At 34.1% G+C, this 19,977-nt stretch carries 22 protein-coding genes and 1 pseudogene; 6 read left to right on the top strand and 17 right to left on the bottom strand.

Annotation, left to right across the window (positions count from 1 at the left end; translation table 11 throughout):
- Nucleotides 1–34: 34 nt before the first annotated feature.
- The 7 genes from LCF45_RS10295 to LCF45_RS10265 all read right to left on the bottom strand — a co-directional run bounded on the left by LCF45_RS10295 (nucleotide 35) and on the right by LCF45_RS10265 (nucleotide 4,393).
- Nucleotides 35–463 carry a GNAT family N-acetyltransferase gene (locus tag LCF45_RS10295; RefSeq protein WP_002127034.1) on the bottom strand — a complete coding sequence of 143 codons (429 nt, stop codon included), beginning with the start codon at nucleotides 461–463 and terminating at the stop codon, nucleotides 35–37.
- The gene (locus tag LCF45_RS10290; RefSeq protein WP_002012492.1) at nucleotides 444–833 is read right to left on the bottom strand and encodes a cupin domain-containing protein; all 390 of its coding nucleotides are present in this window, start codon (nucleotides 831–833) and stop codon (nucleotides 444–446) included. The genes LCF45_RS10295 and LCF45_RS10290 overlap by 20 nt, the downstream gene beginning before the upstream one ends.
- A 12-nt stretch (nucleotides 834–845) precedes the next feature.
- Complete coding sequence (locus LCF45_RS10285) at nucleotides 846–1,331, bottom strand: GNAT family N-acetyltransferase (RefSeq protein ID WP_002127033.1); 486 nt, start codon at nucleotides 1,329–1,331, stop codon at nucleotides 846–848.
- The gene (locus LCF45_RS10280) at nucleotides 1,328–1,888 is read right to left on the bottom strand and encodes a 2'-5' RNA ligase family protein (protein ID WP_033730235.1); all 561 of its coding nucleotides are present in this window, start codon (nucleotides 1,886–1,888) and stop codon (nucleotides 1,328–1,330) included. Before LCF45_RS10280 ends, LCF45_RS10285 begins: the two co-directional genes overlap by 4 nt.
- A 6-nt stretch (nucleotides 1,889–1,894) precedes the next feature.
- Nucleotides 1,895–2,461 (bottom strand): GNAT family N-acetyltransferase, encoded by a 567-nt coding sequence (locus LCF45_RS10275; protein ID WP_002012489.1) that lies wholly within the window; start codon nucleotides 2,459–2,461, stop codon nucleotides 1,895–1,897.
- Between the two features lie 231 nt (nucleotides 2,462–2,692).
- Nucleotides 2,693–3,820, bottom strand: a complete 1,128-nt coding sequence (locus LCF45_RS10270; RefSeq protein ID WP_033730237.1) for a metallophosphoesterase — start codon at nucleotides 3,818–3,820, stop codon at nucleotides 2,693–2,695.
- Nucleotides 3,821–3,970: 150 nt separating this feature from the next.
- Nucleotides 3,971–4,393 carry a GNAT family N-acetyltransferase gene (locus LCF45_RS10265; protein WP_215566654.1) on the bottom strand — a complete coding sequence of 141 codons (423 nt, stop codon included), beginning with the start codon at nucleotides 4,391–4,393 and terminating at the stop codon, nucleotides 3,971–3,973.
- A 131-nt stretch (nucleotides 4,394–4,524) separates the two neighbouring features.
- On the opposite strand from LCF45_RS10265, the gene LCF45_RS10260 reads away from it, so the two are divergent.
- Nucleotides 4,525–5,925, top strand: a complete 1,401-nt coding sequence (locus LCF45_RS10260; protein ID WP_263894783.1) for a MocR-like pyridoxine biosynthesis transcription factor PdxR — start codon at nucleotides 4,525–4,527, stop codon at nucleotides 5,923–5,925.
- A 44-nt stretch (nucleotides 5,926–5,969) separates the two neighbouring features.
- On the opposite strand, the gene LCF45_RS10255 is transcribed toward LCF45_RS10260, so the two are convergent.
- Together LCF45_RS10255 and LCF45_RS10250 are read right to left on the bottom strand one after the other, a co-directional pair.
- The gene (locus LCF45_RS10255; RefSeq protein ID WP_088291370.1) at nucleotides 5,970–6,827 is read right to left on the bottom strand and encodes a YitT family protein; all 858 of its coding nucleotides are present in this window, start codon (nucleotides 6,825–6,827) and stop codon (nucleotides 5,970–5,972) included.
- A gap of 167 nt (nucleotides 6,828–6,994) precedes the next feature.
- Entirely contained in the window at nucleotides 6,995–8,203 is a 1,209-nt protein-coding gene (locus LCF45_RS10250; protein WP_002141425.1) for a macrolide family glycosyltransferase, read from the bottom strand.
- 382 nt (nucleotides 8,204–8,585) lie between these two features.
- On the opposite strand from LCF45_RS10250, the gene LCF45_RS10245 reads away from it, so the two are divergent.
- The 3 genes and pseudogenes from LCF45_RS10245 to LCF45_RS27140 form a co-directional block, all read left to right on the top strand.
- On the top strand, nucleotides 8,586–9,464 hold the full coding sequence (locus tag LCF45_RS10245) for a phosphotransferase (protein ID WP_002127026.1): 879 nt from the start codon (nucleotides 8,586–8,588) through the stop codon (nucleotides 9,462–9,464).
- Nucleotides 9,465–9,487: 23 nt separating this feature from the next.
- Nucleotides 9,488–10,354: a GNAT family N-acetyltransferase gene (locus tag LCF45_RS10240; RefSeq protein WP_002168563.1), complete on the top strand. Its 867-nt coding sequence runs from the start codon at nucleotides 9,488–9,490 to the stop codon at nucleotides 10,352–10,354.
- A pseudogene (locus LCF45_RS27140) lies at nucleotides 10,347–10,481 on the top strand (class I SAM-dependent methyltransferase); the annotation flags it as partial. The gene LCF45_RS10240 and the pseudogene LCF45_RS27140, both read left to right, overlap by 8 nt.
- A gap of 31 nt (nucleotides 10,482–10,512) precedes the next feature.
- Here the strand turns inward: LCF45_RS27140 and alr are convergent.
- The gene (gene alr / locus LCF45_RS10235) at nucleotides 10,513–11,688 is read right to left on the bottom strand and encodes an alanine racemase (protein ID WP_002186049.1); all 1,176 of its coding nucleotides are present in this window, start codon (nucleotides 11,686–11,688) and stop codon (nucleotides 10,513–10,515) included.
- A gap of 171 nt (nucleotides 11,689–11,859) precedes the next feature.
- Between alr and LCF45_RS10230 the strand changes: the two genes are divergently transcribed.
- Entirely contained in the window at nucleotides 11,860–12,321 is a 462-nt protein-coding gene (locus LCF45_RS10230; RefSeq protein WP_016126811.1) for a DinB family protein, read from the top strand.
- Here LCF45_RS10230 and LCF45_RS10225 read toward each other — a convergent pair.
- The 7 genes from LCF45_RS10225 to LCF45_RS10195 all read right to left on the bottom strand — a co-directional run bounded on the left by LCF45_RS10225 (nucleotide 12,290) and on the right by LCF45_RS10195 (nucleotide 18,479).
- Entirely contained in the window at nucleotides 12,290–13,486 is a 1,197-nt protein-coding gene (locus LCF45_RS10225; protein ID WP_002186051.1) for an MFS transporter, read from the bottom strand. The two genes, LCF45_RS10230 and LCF45_RS10225, sit on opposite strands and share 32 nt — an antisense overlap.
- A 204-nt stretch (nucleotides 13,487–13,690) precedes the next feature.
- The gene (locus LCF45_RS10220) at nucleotides 13,691–14,236 is read right to left on the bottom strand and encodes a MarR family winged helix-turn-helix transcriptional regulator (RefSeq protein WP_002141418.1); all 546 of its coding nucleotides are present in this window, start codon (nucleotides 14,234–14,236) and stop codon (nucleotides 13,691–13,693) included.
- Between the two features lie 147 nt (nucleotides 14,237–14,383).
- Nucleotides 14,384–15,160, bottom strand: coding sequence for a Cof-type HAD-IIB family hydrolase (locus LCF45_RS10215; protein ID WP_263894782.1), 777 nt, complete (start codon nucleotides 15,158–15,160; stop codon nucleotides 14,384–14,386).
- Between the two features lie 6 nt (nucleotides 15,161–15,166).
- On the bottom strand, nucleotides 15,167–15,757 hold the full coding sequence (locus tag LCF45_RS10210) for a histidine phosphatase family protein (RefSeq protein WP_050000249.1): 591 nt from the start codon (nucleotides 15,755–15,757) through the stop codon (nucleotides 15,167–15,169).
- A 92-nt stretch (nucleotides 15,758–15,849) separates the two neighbouring features.
- Nucleotides 15,850–17,061, bottom strand: coding sequence for a stage II sporulation protein P (gene spoIIP / locus LCF45_RS10205; RefSeq protein WP_318670395.1), 1,212 nt, complete (start codon nucleotides 17,059–17,061; stop codon nucleotides 15,850–15,852).
- A gap of 15 nt (nucleotides 17,062–17,076) precedes the next feature.
- The gene (locus LCF45_RS10200) at nucleotides 17,077–18,048 is read right to left on the bottom strand and encodes an SPFH domain-containing protein (protein ID WP_002012471.1); all 972 of its coding nucleotides are present in this window, start codon (nucleotides 18,046–18,048) and stop codon (nucleotides 17,077–17,079) included.
- Between the two features lie 2 nt (nucleotides 18,049–18,050).
- Nucleotides 18,051–18,479, bottom strand: a complete 429-nt coding sequence (locus LCF45_RS10195) for an NfeD family protein (protein WP_002012470.1) — start codon at nucleotides 18,477–18,479, stop codon at nucleotides 18,051–18,053.
- Between the two features lie 274 nt (nucleotides 18,480–18,753).
- Here LCF45_RS10195 and LCF45_RS10190 point away from each other — a divergent pair, with 274 nt between their 5' ends.
- A complete protein-coding gene (locus LCF45_RS10190) occupies nucleotides 18,754–19,971 on the top strand; it encodes an MFS transporter (RefSeq protein WP_002168568.1) in 1,218 nt (405 codons plus the stop codon).
- Nucleotides 19,972–19,977 lie beyond the last annotated feature (6 nt).

The following is a 19,977-nucleotide window of genomic DNA, read 5'->3' as shown; positions in this document are numbered from 1 at the left end:
TTTCTTGTTTCTTCGCCCACTTAAAATCGTTTTCTCACTTCAACGTCATGATTACTTGTCTTTCAACGAAGCCAAAATCTTCGTACATTTCTTTTGCAAAGTTCCCTGTAAATACATTCAAGCGAATTTCTGAATACTTTTCTTGTAGTTCCTTGATCCCAGCTTTCATTAGTTTTCGTGATAATCCTCTCCCGCGATACTCTGAAAAAACATACAATTCATAAATAAAACCGAGTTTTTCACGAGAGAAATAGTCCACATTTTCTCCTATTAGTATCCATCCCACTACTTTATTTTCTTCCTTTGTAACTATATAATATGCCCCTTTTTCTACTAAAGGTTTTGTAATTTCAATCGCTTTTTCCGTACTTAGTTGACAATTCCCTCTCGTTCCTTCGAAAAGTGATTGAGCTGCATAATGTAATATTTGTTTCGTTTCTTCCTCATCTGCTTTTGTAATCATTCCTTTCTCCCTCCTGCCCTCTAATCATCATTGAAATACCATTTTCAAGACCGTCTGACTCAATTACAATTGCCATCAATCCTTTTTCCGTACTCGTTTCATGTAACTCTCCCTTCGCCCAAAACGCAGCTTGTCCAGCTCCTATCTTTACTTTTTCTTTATCTGATCCGCAAACAAATCCTTCTCCTTGTACAACTAGAAGCAGTTGAGATACAACTGCTTCATGATATCCAATAACTCCATTCGGTTGTAGATGCATAGAACCGATATGTATATTCCCTTGATGTTTTAATATTTTTGACATTATAAAGTTAGATTGAAATGCTGATATATGCTCTCCCACTTTTTCACTGAAATCAAAAATTTTCATTTCTGATCCTCCTTATATGTATAAAACCATTCTCACTGTTTGCAGCATATGCCCTTCGAAATCTTCTTCAAATTGCTCTAAAGCCGCAAAACCTTTTGCTTCATAAAATCGTTTTCCTTTTTCATTTTCCGCTTCTACATGAATGTACATTTTTCGAATCCCTTTTAACGTCGTGATCCCTTTTTGTAACAAAGCTGTCCCTATCCCTTTCCCTTGCTGATCTGGCAACAAATAAATCGCACCTAATTCTGCTTCGTTTTGCAGTCTAATTGGTGAAAAATTTGCAAAGCCAATTACTTCTCCCTCTTCTTCCGCAACAAATAAATGTGTATTTTCAAGGCGATATTTCATTTTTTCATCGGAATACGCTTCATTTAAAAAGTTGTCTTGAATCTCTCCCGGAATAATTCCTTCGTAAGTATCATGCCAAGCTATTTTCGCTACGTTTTGTACAGCATGAATATCTTCTTGCTTCATTTCTCTAATTACATATGTCATCTCGATGTCTCCATTCTCTTTAAATTACACTCTGCTAAAATACTAGAAGAAATGGCAAAACCATCTTCATAATTTACCTTAATTAATTTTAACTTCTCAATCGAAGCTAGTGTAACATCAAACTTTTCATATATATATTCCATTACACTTAAAAATTGATTTGAATTCAACCCATTAGCAATCGTGCAATGCGGAACCCATTTTCCTGGTACGTAATATGACTGTAGATTATCATGAAAAACTTTGAAATAATCATGATAAGAATGATGAAGTCTTAATAACTCATCAGTAATGGTTGGTGCTAGAAAGATCGTTCTATTAGTAGGAAAAGTTCCAACAGAAGGAAAAGTTACAGCAGCAATGTTCTCTTGAAAAACTACAAACTCCTCTAACTTCTCAGTATATAAATTAACATCTAACTCATTATAATCAGCCAATGTAATATGTGGTTCTACTCCGGCTAGTAGATTTGTTCCAATTATATTTGTTAATTCATTTTGCAATTCTCTAATTTTATTAGTGAACACACAATCAAATGTAGCAATGATAGCGTACATGCTTCCTCACCCCTTCGTTACACATAGCACTTCCCATTCTTCACGAATCATTCCCATTCGAATAGAATCATAGTATGTCCCGTTATAATATCGGCATTTTCGCATTCTTCCTTCTAAGCTCATTCCTATTTTCTCTGCTACTTTCATCATTCTTTCATTGCCAGACCAAGTTGTAAGCCCTACTCTACCAATCTCCATATTTTCAAATAGTAAGTCCCTATATAATGTTAATGCTTCTGTACCATATCCACCATTCCAGTATGCTGGGTCATAAATTACGATTCCCATTTCTAACCAACGCGTCGGTTTATGCTCCCAATAAAATCCGACTGTCCCTATAATTTGACCGTCATTTTCGACAATTAAATTCGATAGCGGCTCTTCTATTAAACGTTTTTGTGAGTTTTCTTTATATCGCGTATATTCTTGCATTGTTATTGGAAAGTATGGTGCATCCCATTTTTTCCACTCTGGATTTTCTTCTTTATATATGAAGCTCCATAATGTTTTGATATCTGATTCTTCTATTGTACGAATTGTAACTTTGTTCCCCTTTAATATAACGTTTTGCATAATTTCCTCCTACATTCCTCTTTATTTCATATACAATTATAATATTTTTTCAGAAAAATCAAAACAAAACTCCACTCTATTTTATATATTTTTGTTATATGATACGAATTATTTATATAAATTAGCCAATTTTTTCGAGTTTAATTTAGAAACTGAACTTCGGAAAAAATTGGATGAAGTACGAGCTCGTAGCATAGTTAATAAAAAATAGGAGGTTATATCCCTCCCATTTTAGCTAAATATTGCATTTCCCTTCTTTTCTACCTCAAGTAGAATTCCTTTCTCTATCCAGCCTTCTACACCATCTTTTTTAATTAAATCATATCCCATGCAGCTACCATCAATTAAAGAAACTGTATCCCCTTTTCTAATACTGATTTGCGCACAAGAAATATCCGTTTTCACTGTATACTCACCTGATTCAAGTTGCTTTATATACTCGTTTTTCACATGAAGTAATTCATTTGTTCCTAGTTGTTTACATACGGTAAAACCTTTCATTCTCTCCACAGGTTCTATGTAATAATGTGGATATGTAACCCCACCCTGCATTACTGAATTCGCATTAAAATCGGCCAATACTTCATACTGCGGAAAATGATCTACATATGTATAAGAAAACGTATCACCTGAAGTTGTCCTCTGAATAATAAATGCGTTTAATTGCCCTGCTTCTTTAATCGCATTACCACCATCAATCGCAATAATTTTTTTCTCCTTATCAATAACTGGATTGTTAGACGGCGCCTCTTCGGAATAGTTCACAACAGGCCAATGTCCAACAATTACGTACTTATCTGCTCTATGTGATTTATTAAAAAACTCTGGCATTGCAATTGCATTTTTCCTGTCTGTTTGTCTCCAATTCTCTCTATCTTCAAGGCCAGCATGTACAAAAATATAATCATCAGTTTCAATAGCAGTTGGCAGTTCTGTTAGCCACTTTATTTCTTTTGAAAAACGGCCCATCAATATGTTTTTCACTTCACAAATATCACTTTCTTCATTAACGGTAACGTTCAATTTCGCTAGCCATTCATTAAAAATTGTATTCTTTCTCGTACATAAATAATTTATTAGCGCAGGATTTTCATTTACAAGCGCTTCAACTACAGCTTCACAATTCCCTTCAATTACATAAACATTTTGCTTGCTAACTACTAGATCCATCACATAGTTTACGACGCCAATGCTATTTCTTCCTTTCTCACAAAGATCACCATTAATAATTAAATAATCTTCATCTTTAAAATTAACTTTATGTAATAATTCCTTTAAAAGATTTAATTCGCCATGAATATCAGATATTACGATAACTCTTACACCTTTTGGGATTAATAGTTTCTGAATTTTTTCCAAGTATGAACTCCCCTAACCTTCTTTACATTCAATATTATCGTCTCAATTATAAAGAAACTATTCGACAAAATAAGCAATTAACCCTCTTCATCTTAAACTTCTAAATAAAAGTAGGTTCTATATGTTACCTCACATAGAACCTACTTAATATTATAACTCTTTATAAAAAGAATAACTTACCTTATCATAGCCTTCTCTTTCATAAAAACGATGGGCATCAACTCTTGGAAACGCTGATGTAAGAACGATAGAATTGCACCCTTTTTCTCTCCCCCATTTTTCTACATATGACAGAAGAACTTTACCATATCCTTTCGATCTGTGAGCTTCCGCAGTTACAAGGTCATATACGAAAACATGTTTCTCATTATAAAAGTTCGTACAAATTGCTACACCAGCAAGACAAACAACTTCATCATCTTCATTCTGTAACGAAAGTAGTTTATAATTTTCTTTTTTCATTTTTTGAAATAAAGAACTTGCTTCTTCTCTTGAAATTTTTGTTCGTAATTGCTGTAATACGGGGAATACATCATGTAAATCAGCTTCTGTTACTACTTCTCTAATATTCATTATGATTCTCTCCTTACTATTTATAAAATTTTCTAAATGTTATATCATTATTATAAAAAGTAACTGCCCCTAACTTAAGTGACAGTTCGATTATTTTTTATATGGCCAGTTTTTAAAGGAGAATTCATAAAATGGATCTTACTATCCCATTGCAATTAGAAAGTAAAACACCAATTTTTTTACAAATTTACGAATATATGAAACGAGAAATCTCTCAGGGATCACTGCCTGCCGGTACACGCCTTCCTTCTCACAGAAATTTAGCGGTACAACTTAATGTTAGCCGTATTACTGTTGAATCTGCTTATCAACAATTACTAGCTGAAGGTTATGTAGAAAGTAAACCGAAACGTGGGATTTTTGTTGCAGAAGTTGATATTGATGTCATTCAAAATAAACAACAAGTTGTGTCAAACAGCGCTAACAATATAAAAAAAGAACAATATGACTATGATTGTAGCCAAGGACTGATTGATCAAAAAGCTTTTCCAATTACAAACTGGAAAAGAGCGTTACAAGAAACTTTATTCCAGTATGAGAATGAATTATTTGCTAGAGAAGATCCTCAAGGTGAGTTCGTTCTACGAGCGCATATTTCAAAATATTTATACCATGCCCGCGGGGTACATTCTTCACCTGATCAAATTATTATCGGAGCCGGTACGCAGCCTCTTCTTTGGCTACTACTTCAACTGCTTGGTTCAAAAAAAGAATACGGAATCGAAAACCCTGGATTTCACCGTATAACTGCCATGATTCAAAGTTCTGGTCTCCCTGTTCACCCTATTTCATTAGACGATAAAGGGATTCGTATTTCAGCTTTACGTGAATCACGTTCCAATGTAGCATACGTCACTCCATCACACCAATTTCCTCTTGGAATGATTATGCCATTATCTAGAAGGCTCGAATTATTAAGATGGGCCAATGATTGCGGAGGATATATTATTGAAGATGATTATGACGGAGAATTTCGTTATGTAGGAAAACCTATTCCCTCTTTACAAGGACTAGATTCAAATGAACGCGTTATTTATATGGGAACTTTCTCGAAATCCTTCTTACCTTCTTTGCGAATGGGGTATATCGTGTTACCAACTCATCTATTAAAAATCTATACAGAGCTTGAAGGTATGTTTAAACAAACTGTTTCCACAATACAGCAACTCGCTTTTGCAACCTTTATTCACAATGGTGATTGGGAGCGCCATTTGAACCGTAGTCGTACGTTATATAAAAGAAAGCACACATTACTAGTTAAATCTATCAAAAATAAAATGGGATCTCGTGTTCAAATGCTTGGCGAACAGTCTGGACTGCATATCGTACTTCATGTTCATAATGGTATGAACGAACAAGAACTGATTCATACTGCTGCAAACCAACAAATCAAATTATACCCACTCTCTACATATGATTCTGTACATAATTTAAGCGAGGCGTCATATGTACTCCTCGGTTTCGGCAGCATTCCCGAAGATAGTATCGAAATTGTAGTCAAATTACTAAAGGAAGCCTGGTTCCCTAAGTAAAATAACTCCACATAAGTTATACTTATGTGGAGTTATTTTACACACTATTTTTCTGATACGTCTCCTGATCGAGCAGTCCTTCCTGGACGCTTAACACCAGTTGTTTCTGTTGAATAGGAAGCTTCAATTATAGCGGTTGGATCTACAGAGAGAACGAGATCTTTCATTTTTGGATAAATGAAACGGTTTGTAATACAATAAATGATTTTCTTGTGCTCTCCTAAAAAACCACCTTCTCCATGTAGATACGTAACGGATAATTGCAATTCTTTCATAAGCAAATCGCCTATTTTTTTATTTTTCCCAGAAATAATCATAACGCTCTTTCCTTGATTAATACCATCTAATATGAAATCAATCATTTTCGTAACAATATAGAAAATTGCTAATGAGAACATCGCTTGCTCAATTGAAAATAAAATAGCAACAAATACAAAAATAACCGCATTTACAGCAAGTAAAAATGTACTAATTGGTACTTTAAAATGCTTGTTCATCCAAACAGCTAACATTTCTGACCCATCAATTGCTCCACCCATTTTTACAACAATCCCAACACCAACACCAAATAGAACTCCTCCATAAAGTACAATTAATAATTCCGAAGTTGTAATTGCTGGAAATGGCTTTAAATAAATCAATCCAAGTGTTGTAACAACATTTGCATAAGACGTACGGATAAAGAACTTCTTACCCATTACTTTTGCAGTAAATAGTAAAATTGGGATATTAAGTCCTAAAAATACTCCATAAAGCGGTAATCCAGCAACTTTATTTGCCATAATAGCAATGGCCGTTACCCCGCCATCTACTAATCCATTAGGTGCTAAAATAAGCTCTAATGAACCCGCTACAATAATCGATCCAATTGTTAATAATACGTATTCAAATACTCTTTTCATTCATTACCCCCAAAACATATATTTTCTTAGTATTATTTTAACGTAATTTTACTACTAATTCAAAGATATCAGTTTATATACACAAAAGTTTCACCTTTATAGTGATTTTTTATGTGATTTATTTATAAAAACACACTTACGTATTTCAGTAAGTGTGCTCCAAACATTTATTTAAGTTTTAAGTATGAATTCACTTTCATTTTAAATATTTCATCAACTGCTCTATTATACCCACCAGCATTTCGAAGTGACTCTCCAACTTTACGACTATTTTCCTTAAACGTTACATCATACATTACTTTCTTTACAGTCTCACGTAACAATTCAGAAGTTAATTCTTTACGATTAAGCCTTATTCCAGCTCCTACTTCACTCACTCGTTTCGCAACTAAAGGCTGATCTCCTGTTACCGGAATTACAACTAACGGGACACCGTAATATAGTGCTTCACTCGAACTATTCATACCACCGTGTGTCACGAATACATCAGCGTACTGTAATACTTCTAATTGCGGCACATAATTATACAACTTAAAGTTATTCGGAATGTTTTCAAATTGACTTATATTTATCTTCTTACCAACAACTAATACGACTGTCGCTTCTACATCTTTAAACGCTTCAAAACATTTTTCATATAACTCAGGTTGTTCATTAAAAACTGTTCCCATAGAAATGAAAATCAATTGTTTATCTTTTAAATCTTCCATAGGAAAGCTATCTACTTCTTTTCGAGTAGCAATTGATGGACCGACAAACTTATACGATTCATCGAATACATCTGAACGCGGCTGATATTCCTTTGAAGTATATACAATAGTAATATCACCAGGATGATTCATAATATCATACATATTAATACATTTCATTCCATACTGCCTATTCCATTTTTCCATTCCCGCTAAACAAGATTGATATAATGGATTAGTTTCATCTACTTGTCTCGATTCTTGTTCATCATTAAAAGTAATGTACTGATTAAAAGCAAACGTTGTACAAGAAGAAACGCTAGGTAATTTTAAAACATTCGCTATAATACGTCCTACTGGAAAATGATTATCGTATATCAAGTAATCGTACTTTTCCCCTTTTGTTTCTTCTACAATTTGAGTAACAATACGCTCTGATGCTTCAATCATATGAGATAGCATCGTCAAAGGACTCCCACCTTCATTTACTCGTTCCATAATATTAATTTGAGAGAGGAAATTCTCAAACACTCGGAATTCTGCACCTGTTGCTTCAATCTTCTTTCTATAATCTTCAATACAATACGAAACAACTGTTTCCCCTCGCCGAATTAACTCACTTACAATAGCTAAAGTCGGATTTATATGACCTTCTCCAGGGAAATTTATTACGAGTACATTTGCCATAATATTCTCTCCTATCTAATATAATCAATAGTTAATCATATTAATTAATTTAAAACTATTAAGTAATCTATTCTACTTCTTCATATTTTTCTCTTCATTTTATTATTGAGAAATATTTTTCATAACCTACATTATAACTCTTATAAAAGTAGACTTAACCTTTCATTTATTGAAAAATACGGGATTTACATTCAGGCATTTTTCAGATTTATCATCAGAAACATTATTTTGATAATTCATACAAAACTAGAAAAATATAATTTTCACACTGATTTCTCACCATAAATTTATTTAAGTTCTATGTTGTCCCCATCATTATCCACTTGGTACATATTCTGTTATATAATGAATTTATAGAATTTACAGAATAAGGAGTCCTTTCATGCTACAACAACTATTCATTTCACCTATTATATCTGTTCAAGCACTACATCCGGGCTATGAAGACCATGCAAGCGACGTGTTTCTTGTTAAAACAGAAACTGAAGAAGTTATTGTTCGTTCCTCAAAAATGACTGAAGAGCCCAACAATGATTTTTGGTGGGGATGTAAAAACCTTTTTGGAATTGATCCAAGGCATGTACATCATTTAGAAACAATACACGCATTATTGAAAAAGCATACTACCTTGCCCATCCCGACTATTTTGCAAAAACATGTTTTAAATGAGCGAGAGTATGTAATCGTCGAAAAACTAACCGGAAATACGCTGCAATCATTTTTCGGACAACCTGATTCTATTTTATTCAGCCTTGGAAAAGGACTAGCAGAAATTCATTCGTTTCAAGCAGAGTTTATAGGAAACCCATCAAATACTTTCCACATTCCACTAGAAGAATTTAAATCTCACATATTAAAAGTCAGTAAAGATCTTGTAAATAGGTTCTATTCCGATAACGCGAGCATCCAAAACGCATTTCATACTTTTGAGTCACAGCTATCTTCCTTGCCGTCACCGAAGGAATCTACACTCGTTTTAATTGATATGGATCCTACCCAGTTTTTATCAGATGATCAATCTATTACTGGTTTAGTAGATACAGAAGCTTATGCAATTGCTCCACGAGAGTTTGATTTTATTGGATTAGAATATGTACTTACAGAAAAAGAGGCTCATGCTTTTAAACAAGGTTACGAAACCATTATGCCCATTCCTCGTCTTGAAGAATGTAGACATCCCTATCGATATTTGTACCGGTTATTATCTGTTCAGGGCAGTGTGGAGTTAGACAAGTGGTTGCGTCATCCATCCTATTTTTAAATACGAATGAGAGGGATTATGAAATGAATATTGAACAAAAGAAATCTTTAACAGCAAACGAAATTCAGCAAATGAAAGATTTATCTCATATTTGCGGACAACACGATCAAATTGATTACTCGTCAGATTTACATATAAACTTTTTAACTGCCCGTAATATAGAAGTGGTAAATGATTTTCTATTTTATGATGATACTCAATTAATCGGCGCATTAAGTATGTATGACTTTGAGAGACCAACAAAACTGGAGTTAATAGGGTTTGTTCATCCGAACTATAGGAAACAACATATAGGCACTACTCTTTTACAAACCGCAATGAAAGAAATACAAAAAAGAGAGGCAGATGAAGCCCTTCTTATAATTAATGGTGACTCTATTTCAGGGAAATCATTTGCAAAACAAATGAACTTTCCTTATTTATACAGTGAATACGGTATGGAGTTCAAAACAAACGAAGCACAAAAAACAATGAAAAATAATATTAATCTTACCGTTGCATCTTCTGAATTACTTCCTGATCTTATAGAAATCGCTAGTGAAGCTTTTGGAGATTCGGCAGCAAATACATCCACATGGTTACAAAAGATGATGAATTCATCTTCCCATCAAGTTTACAGTGCTCTTATCGATGAAAAAGTGATAGGAACGATTACAGTTACTGAGCAAGAGCAATCTACTACACTATCAGGATTTGCAGTTCATCCTTCTTATCAAGGTAAAGGATATGGTAAAGATATTCTTAGTTATATGGTACATACACTTATTACAGAAGGTGTTTCAACAATTGAACTAGACGTCGAAACGAAAAATAACAATGCTTTAAAACTATATACACAATGTGGTTTTGAAATTATGACAAAGTATGATTATTATAGATTGTTGGAATAGGAGTGACTTTTCTACCGAGGAATCATGTTATTTTAGAGACGAAATTATTACCTCTTTAAAATCTGTAGGATGTAACAATATACAACTACACGGTATAAATAGAACATTTTTCATTTGTCAAAAATAAAAAAACTGAATCATATCGATTCAGTTTTTTCTTATTTTTTTCTTAGTATATTTACAACCGCAGTCGTTTCATCATTTTTTTTATAAACACGTGGAATTCTTCTATCCAACATGCATGTAACTTCATAATTAATTGTACCTAACATATCTGCTATTTCTTCCACCGCAATCTCTTCTTCACCTTGTTTGCCGTAGAATACAACTTCGTCTCCTACTTGTACTGGCATTGCATTTGTAACATCTAGCATAAGCTGATCCATACAAACACGGCCAATTACAGGTACTCGTACTCCGTTTATTAGTGCATTCCCTTTATTAGATAGCTGACGATTATAACCATCAGCATAACCAATCGGTACAGTTGCAATCCATTCTTCGCCCGTTGTTACATAAGTATTCCCATAGCTAACACCACGATTTTTCTTCGCATGTTTAACATGAGCTACTTTTGATTTTAAAGACAACGCTGGCTGTAAGGAAGCAACTGTATGATCCACTTCTCTTGAAGGATACATACCGTAAATTCCAATACCGACACGAACCATATTTTGAAATGTGTTACTAAGTTCCATTGATCCTGCACTGTTTGAACTATGAATATATGGAAAATGAATTCCTAATTCTTCCGCTGTATTTACAGCTTTCTCAAACAAACTTGTTTGCATATTTGTATAAGTTTTATCTATTTCATCAGCGGTAGAGTAATGTGTAAACATCCCTACTACTTCTACATATCGCATACGTTTTAACTCTTCAAAAAACGGTTTAACTTCTTCTTCCTGTAAACCAATACGGCTCATTCCTGTATCAATTTTCACATGAATTCGCACTTTCTTTTGAAGATGGTTTGCAACTTCATCTATACCTTGTAAATCTTCTACTCTATAAACAGTCATCATAACGTCATATTGAATTACATCTTCTACAGCTGCTACTGGTGTATATCCTAAAATTAAAATAGGTACAGTGATTCCAGCTTCTCTTAATTCAATTGCTTCATCTACAAATGCAACTGCAAGTTGGTTTATTCCTGCTTCAATAGCCGATTTCGCAACTTCAACTGCCCCATGACCATACCCATTCGCTTTTACAGCAGCCATCATTGCAATATTTTCATCATTCACACGTTTTTTAAATTCTTTTACATTATGTTTTACCGCATTTAAGTCAACTTCAACAATTGTATCTCTTCCATATTTCAAGCTCATTGGTCTAACTCCTAACTCAATAATTACATTCCATTCTATTTCACGTTTCATATGACCTTTTACAATATAATACTTTTCACTATGCTAGTCAAACTACTAGAATTTTCGGAATTTTGAGTATGATATAATACCCTTAAGAAACTATTATATACGGAGGTGAGAATAATTACAATGTTTGTTCCATCTGCATTGAATCAAGTTAAAATTGCTATCGATACTTCCATTCAAATACTGAACCAATATACTGAAAGTGATTTGAAAATAAAGCCGATTGAATCAAAGCGGTCATTATTTGAAATGTGCACACATCTTTCCCTTATTTTCCATGCTGATTTACTCATATTAAATGGTATTACGGAAAAAGACTTACATACCTTTTATATAGAACAAACACCAGAAACAATTACTCAAATACAGCAAACGATGATACAAGGGTACGATTTACTTTCTAAAACTTTTTTATCCTATTCCAATGAAGAATTAGCGGAAATTATGACTGCTTATTGGGGTATTTCTTACTCTCGATTCGAATGGTTGCTTGAAATCGTTGCTCATTTTTATCATCATCGCGGGCAAATTCATATTTTATTATGTGAGCATATTAAAGATCCTTGCATTCCTTTATTCGAATAAAAAGAGCGAAAACAAAACCAATAAAGAGTATCAATCCCAATAAAACAAACGTCTGAGCATAGTCTCCTATTTTCATAAGATAAATAGAAATAATAGGTCCTATACTAGTTCCTAAAAATAAAATAAATGTATAAATAGAAACTGCTATTCCCCTTGCTTCCCCTCCTAATTGGCCAACAAGAGAAACTAACGATGGAACGGATATAGCAATACCTATTACAAAACAGATGCTCATCATTACAAGTAGCGGCAGGTTCGAAATAAAGCCCATTGAACTTAAACTAAAAATAGCGACCAACAATCCGCCCTGAAGAACTTGCCTTACTCCGAACCTCTTTGTTAAACGACCCGCAAGTGGTGACAGCAACATACCAAATAGCCCCGCTAAGCGAAAATAAAGAATTTGTTCTGGAGTTAAATTGTAAGTAGGACTGCTCAAATAATTCCCTAAAACAGTATACATGTTAACAAAAGCCATTAATAAAACAAATGCAATCATATAGCTCAATACTAAGCTTTTATGTGTAAAAGCTTTACCCATCTGTTTAATTGGTCCCAAAATATCAGTATTGGATTGAGACGTTTCCCCTTTCGGAAGAGAATAATGAACCAATACAGCAGTAATGATATAGACAATACTAAGAAGAAAGAACACCATATGCCATCCAAAATGCTGACTAACAGCTGTACTTATTACTTGCCCTGCAATTCCAGCTACTAAAAAACCGGTACTAACAAACCCTATTGTTGTAACCTTTTTTTCTAATGGAAACATTTCTACAACGTAAGCTAACGCTACTGGAGAAAATGTAGCTGCTGCTATCCCCTGTAACCCTCGAAGAATAACAAGCCAAAATAAACTATCCACAATCCCCAAGAAAAAAGAAACAATCGACAGTGCAAGCAGTCCAATAAAGATCACTTTTTTTCTCCCATATTTATCAGAGATTGCCCCAAATAACAAACAACCTATAGCAAAGCCAACAGAAAATATACTGCCTGTAGCCGCAGATTGTGCTAATGAAACCTTAAAAAGGTCTGAAAATAGAGCGGTTAAAGGAATCGTCACATATAGGCTGGACATAACTACCATGCCCGCCCAACATAACACCGCTGTCATTATTGTGTAATTCCTTTCACTATTTACTTCTTTTGATATTTCCATCATAAAATCTCCCCCTTACAATGATTTTCCCCATCGGTTTAAAACATCTAAAGTAAACTACTCAAAACGACATTCCTTTAACACTTACTTAATTTGTTTACGTTAAAAGACATATCACCACCCTTTATCAAATTAGCTAGACATATAATAAGGCAGCCTAATTATATGTCTAAATAAAAAAGTTGACTCACACAATCAACTTCTTTATCTGCCTTCTCCTAATTTCTTCTGCATAGTTACTTGCATTTTATTTAATAGCTTCTCTAAAGTTTGACGCTCTTCTTGACTAAAGTCATCAACTAACGACGCGCAAGATAACCAAAAAGTCGGTAAAGAATGCGCAACTAGTTCTTTTCCTTTCGGAGTAATTTTCACCTTTAATCTTCTTCGATCTTCAGAATGATTGAATCTTACGATTAACTCTCGTTTCTCCATCCAATCTAATAAGCCAGTGACAGAAGCACGTGTAATCCCTAATCGGCTCGCAATATCCGAAGGGCTCATGTTCACTTCTCCCCCATTCGATTCCATTTCACGCAAAATAAACAACAGTAAAAAATCTAATTTACTTTCTGAAATACCAAGCGGAGCTAAATCTACGTCAACTGCATCTAGAACATTATCAGACGTCCATAACATTAACAAACCAAGTTTTGCTGCGATTGGATCCGTATCCGCTGATGCTGTCTTTTTTATTAACTCTGCATAAGGCTCAATCCCTAAAGGAAGAGCATCTTTTTTTGAATCCATTCATTTTCACTCTCCTTTCTTTTATTTAATTAGCTTACCTAACTACTTTTTATTATACTCATTTTCTTCCTTCTATTGCAAGAATATTGTTAGACAAAAAAATCCTGTTTTTAAAACAGGATTTTTCACACTGACTAACTAATATTTCTAAATAATCCCAAACTCTTTTAAAGCAAAAGAAATGCCACCTTCACTTGATTTCTTTGTAACGAAATCTGCTCTTGTTTTTAACTCTTCTCCACCATTCCCCATCGCAATTCCTAGTCCTACATACTGTAACATCTCAACATCATTTCCACCGTCACCAAAAGCAATTGCTTCTGATTTACAAATTTTCAGATGTTCCAATACCTTTTGAATTGCAGTTGGCTTCGATACTTTACTATCTTCCAACACATTCATAACGTAACCATGAAAACGTTCAAACGTAAGTGCTGGATATCTTTCAAAGAATTTTTGAGCTTCTGTTTCATCAGCATACAGACATACACAATAAATCTCTTCTGATAAGTTTCTAACTTTGTCAGGATACCGCTCTAAATTTAACGTTTCATTTAATGCTCGTATTACACGTTCGTCTTTTGAGGCAATACCATTCATTACAAATTCCTCTGTAAAATAAGAAACACTGTGACCATGTAATTCAGCGAAATTTGAAATATCATGAACAATTCCACTTGAAAGTACCGATTTATGTATAACTTCATCAGCACATTTTATATGTGCACCATTTGCAGAAATAAACGTATTTATGCCCAGCTCTTTAAATTGTGAGCATAAACTATATGGTCTCCCTGTTGTAACAACTACGTGAATTTCTTTATCTATTAACCTTTGTATCGCTTCTTTTGTGCTTTCATGCATACTTCTATCAATCTCACTTAAAAGAGTACCATCCACATCAAAAAATACAACTTTGTACATATCCTCTTACATTCCCTCTAAATGATTTGTATCATTTATAAAATGAATAGTTTTCTGTTTATCCGTAAGTTCAATCAAACTAATTCCCGTATCTCCCATTTTAAAATAATAGTCCATGCTAATTGGCATTTGGAAAAACGATCGTAAAAGACTATTTATTACACCACCGTGTGCAACAATTGCAATTCGGTCATATGTATTCTCTGTCACGATTTTAGAAAAAATCCCTTCTATTCTCATTCTAAATTCAATAAATGATTCCCCGTTTTCAAAACGATCATGAAGAAATTTTGGCTCTGGATATTTTTTCGCTTCTTCAAATGATAACCCTGCTTGTACCCCATTATTAAACTCCATTAATTCTTCTTCTAGTTGAATTGGGCACCCAATTCCTTCTGCTAATGTTTCACCAGTTTCGCGAGCACGTTTTAATGTGCTTGCCCAAATGAAATCTGGCGGGAAATCTGCTTTCACTTTCTGTACAAGTCTTTGTACTTGCTGTCTTCCCTTTTCTGTTAATTCAAAGTCAGCTCGACCTTCATGTACATTTAAAATATCTGCTTCTGATTCACCGTGGCGTATTAGTAGTATTTGCATGTTTCTTCCGCTCCCTTGTTTAATATTCACAAAATTCCATTATATCATATTCTTAACTTTATATAACAAAAAAAGGAACGGTTTCCCGCCCCTCATCCATTCACTTTCTCTGCATCATTCCAATAATACTTACTAAACGCTTCCGTCAACACATCAATTGTGTTATATAATTCATCTAATGTATTATCAACACCACCAATTTCAATTAACATCGCATTTTTAGATAAATCTTGATTATAAACGCCATTTCCATCTTTTTTATACTTTGGAAAGATTCCTCTGCTTAATCCGTAATAGTTTTCATCTAAATAACTATTGATTGCTCTTGCAATTTTTTCATTTTCAGCACGCCCTTCATTTTCCATCCCAATTATAAAATATAATCTTGCATACGATTTCCCGTTAATTACTTTTGTTGTTACCTTCTTCCGCTGATCATCACGGTGTATATCAATCGGAAACGCAATTTTATTATTTTGTGCTAATGTTTCTTTTACATATTCATGAGACGCTTTATATGATTGCGGCCATTTCCATTTTTTACTCGCTAATAAATCCCCCATATTCGTTTTATCATGAACTACCGGAATTCCTTGTCCTTCAAGTTGTTCTTTCATACGTTTCCCTAGTAAGGACACATTTACATCTGGACTTGATGGATCGGTAGCCCCTGGTAATAACGGAAAGAAAGATTCCCAGCTATGTGTATGATAAATATATACTGCACTTTCACCTTTTTTCGCTCCGTTCTTTTTCTGAACCGGATTATTCTTTTCAGCTTCTGTAACTTTATCTTTTGCTACTTCTCGCTCTTTCGTTACTTCTTCAATCGGTACACTAGATTCATTTGGGATATTCGTAAAGTTTGTCCCTTCCCCAGCTACGATAATGTTAGAGTAATACTTTGACATACCAGGCACTTCTTTACCGACAAACGTTCTTAAATCTTTAATTTTCAAATCCGTCGCAATCGAGAACATTAAATTTCCAAATGACTCCCTTTTATTCTGCTTAAAATAATCAAATCCGTAATAGCGATTCTCACTTTCTAGCATTTGAACAAAACCTTGCATCGATACTTTTCCAAACCATTGATTCGCGTAATTCGATTTCATTGTATGTAAAAGCGACGTCAAAATCGACGCAATAATAATTATGACTAGTGCATATAGAAAGAGTAACGAGATTAGTTTCTTCCCATGTATACGGGTTGCATACTTCTTCACTGTATCACCTTCTTTATACATGGATATGTACAAGCCTTTCGTAATATACGCAAAAAAAAAAGAGAAATGGCATCCCATTTCTCTTCCTCACTCTTATTGTTCTTTTTCTGTATCTGACGAAGGTAATTTCTTCGTTTGTTTCTCTTTAAAGATTTCCCCAATTGCCCCAAGAGTACCAAGTGTTTCAATTGCATTAGACGGAATAAAGACTTTATTCGCTGGTCCTTTTGCAACCTCAATCAATGATTCAAATGATTTATAAGCAAGTACGCGCTCATCTAAATCTGCTGCACGAAGTAACTCAATTCGATTTTGTTCTGCTTTTGCAATTTCCTCAATCGCTCTTGCTTCCCCTTGCGCTTCTAATTCTTTCGCTTCTCGTATACCTTCCGCTTCACGAATACGTGCTTCTTTATCCCCTTCAGCCATTAAAATTTTACTTTGTTTTTCCCCTTCAGCACGAAGGACTTTATCTTGTTTCGCTGCTTCAGCTTCTAAAATGATCGCACGTTTATTACGTTCTGCTTTCATTTGTTTTTCCATTGATACTTGCACATCTTTTGGGGGATTAATATCGACTATTTCGACACGCTCAATACGAACGCCCCATTTTTCTGTCGCTTCATCAAGTGCTAAACGAATTTCTGTTGAAATTTTTTCACGACCTGATAATGTTTCATCAAGCTCCATTTTACCAATAATTTGACGCATTGTTGCAGATGTAATATTACGAACACCATATTCATAGTTTGAAATACCATATGTCGCAAGCTCTGGTTCAACAATTTGATAGAAAATAATTGTATCAATTTCTACTTGTACATTATCTTTCGTTATTACCTTTTGTGGTGGTACATTCGTTTGTTGAATACGTAAATCGTGATATACACGAACGCGGTCTACAATTGGGATTAGAATATTTAATCCTGGGTGCATAATCCGTTGAAATTTACCAAACCTTTCAACGACCCCAACTTTTTGCTGAGAAATAATTTTAATTGTCAATGCAATAAATACAACGACAATCAATGCGAAAATAATCGTTAACGTTAATGCTACTGCCATATTTATTCACTCTCCTTTTTCACTTGTAAAATAGTACTATGCCTCTGTATAACAACGACTTTTTCTCCAGCATCAATAGGAGTATCCGAAATAGCTGTCCAAGTATCTCCATCCACTTTCACAATACCGTTCACTTCGCTTGTAATCGTTTGCATAACAATTCCCTTTTTACCAACAAGTTTATCTACTGTATCAGTAAAACCTTTTGCTTCTCGAAAGTTTTTAGAAATTCTTTTCGTAAAGAAAGTCAATGTTAAACTTACAATCGCCCCAACAACAACTTGTAAAAATAGTGCATCAGGAGCAAACAAAGCAATAAGACCTCCGACAACAGCTCCAATTCCAAGCCAAAGCATGTAAAACGTAATCGACAACATTTCTGCAATAAATAAAATACCCGCTATTATAAACCAAATCACCCATCCAGCCATATGCAACCCTCACTTTCTTTCTCATTTTCTATATGTATATGAAGAAAAGAATGGTTTATCCGCCCTTTCTCATAGAGGGGGCGTTTGCTACAAGCTATTATATGTATTCGCTGTTACAACAAGCATTAATAAAATGCTATATTAATATATTCTTCATTATACACGAAAATCCCTTTCAAAAAATGACAAAAAATTTAATTCTTTCAAAAATATAACTTACAGATTATAATAATTAAAATTAAAAGAAGTATTGATTTGAAAGGTGGTATTCTTATTGCCTAAACGTTCACTAACTTACTATTTGGGCTCCAAAATATGCATTACTCTCGCTGACATTGTATACATAATGATTATTACAACTCACATCTATATCACAACTAGATCAGCTACAATTACTGCTCTTTTTCCATTATTACAGGTTATCACAAATCTTATCGCGAACACCTCTGCACCACTTATAATGAATCGGTTTCCATCTTATTCATTGCTATATACTCTACAATGGATTAAAACAGCTCTTTTAATATTGTTAATGATATTATTTCCTATACTATCAACAAACATTTCTGCTCTTTTAACTTTTGTTATTTTCATTTCATTATGTAGTGGCTGGAGCGCTCCTCTACTATACGCCGTTATCCCGCGCTTAACACCACAAGAAAAATTAGTAAAAGTAAATAGTGTCTTTTCCTTTTCAACACAAATTATACAAGCCGCTGCATACTCATTTACAAGCATAATTGTTCTTCTCATTGGCGTTACTTCGACACTCATGATTAATAACATATTGATGATTTTCGGATGTATTACATTACACCTTTCATTACAATCTATACAAGCTGAACGAGTAGCAGAACCCACTTCTTCGAAAACTACTGCATTATTAGAAGGATGGAAACTGTTATTTCAACACCCGTCTCTGCGCATCGTTACAATTATGGACTTAATTGAAACTTTCGCAGGGACGATATGGATCGGTGCTATTACGATGGCATATGTAACGACTGTTCTTCATAAAGGCGAAGATTGGTGGGGATATATTAACACAAGTTATTACGTCGGCACATTAATTGGTGGGATATTAGCGTGGAAAATGAGTACATATATTCAAAAAAATTTAATACGCTCCATGGCGATAGGCTCTCTTATGTTTAGTATTCTTACATTTTTATATGGTATGACAAGTAGCGGATTTATTGCTCTATTTCTTTGTGTTCTAATGGGGCCATGTTATCAAATTAGAGATATTTCTCAAACGACGGTTTTACAATCAAGCGTCACTCCTTCTTTATTATCGAAGATGTATACAGCTCATGGTGCACTTCTCTCGACAGCTTCTGGTCTTTCTATGCTTAGCGTTGGAATTATTACTGATATGTTCGGCGTTCGTACTATTTATATTATCGCCGCTTTTCTTATTTTATGTTCTGCTTGTTTATCCTTTAACTTATTAAAATATCAGAAGACGGAGCAGAAAGATATTTCACTTTAATCATTA

This window comes from Bacillus sp. 41-22 (assembly GCF_025809295.1).
GTDB lineage: Bacteria > Bacillota > Bacilli > Bacillales > Bacillaceae_G > Bacillus_A > Bacillus_A mycoides.
The sequence above is the reverse complement of the archived record's forward strand: the minus strand, read 5'-3'. Positions and strand labels throughout refer to the sequence as shown.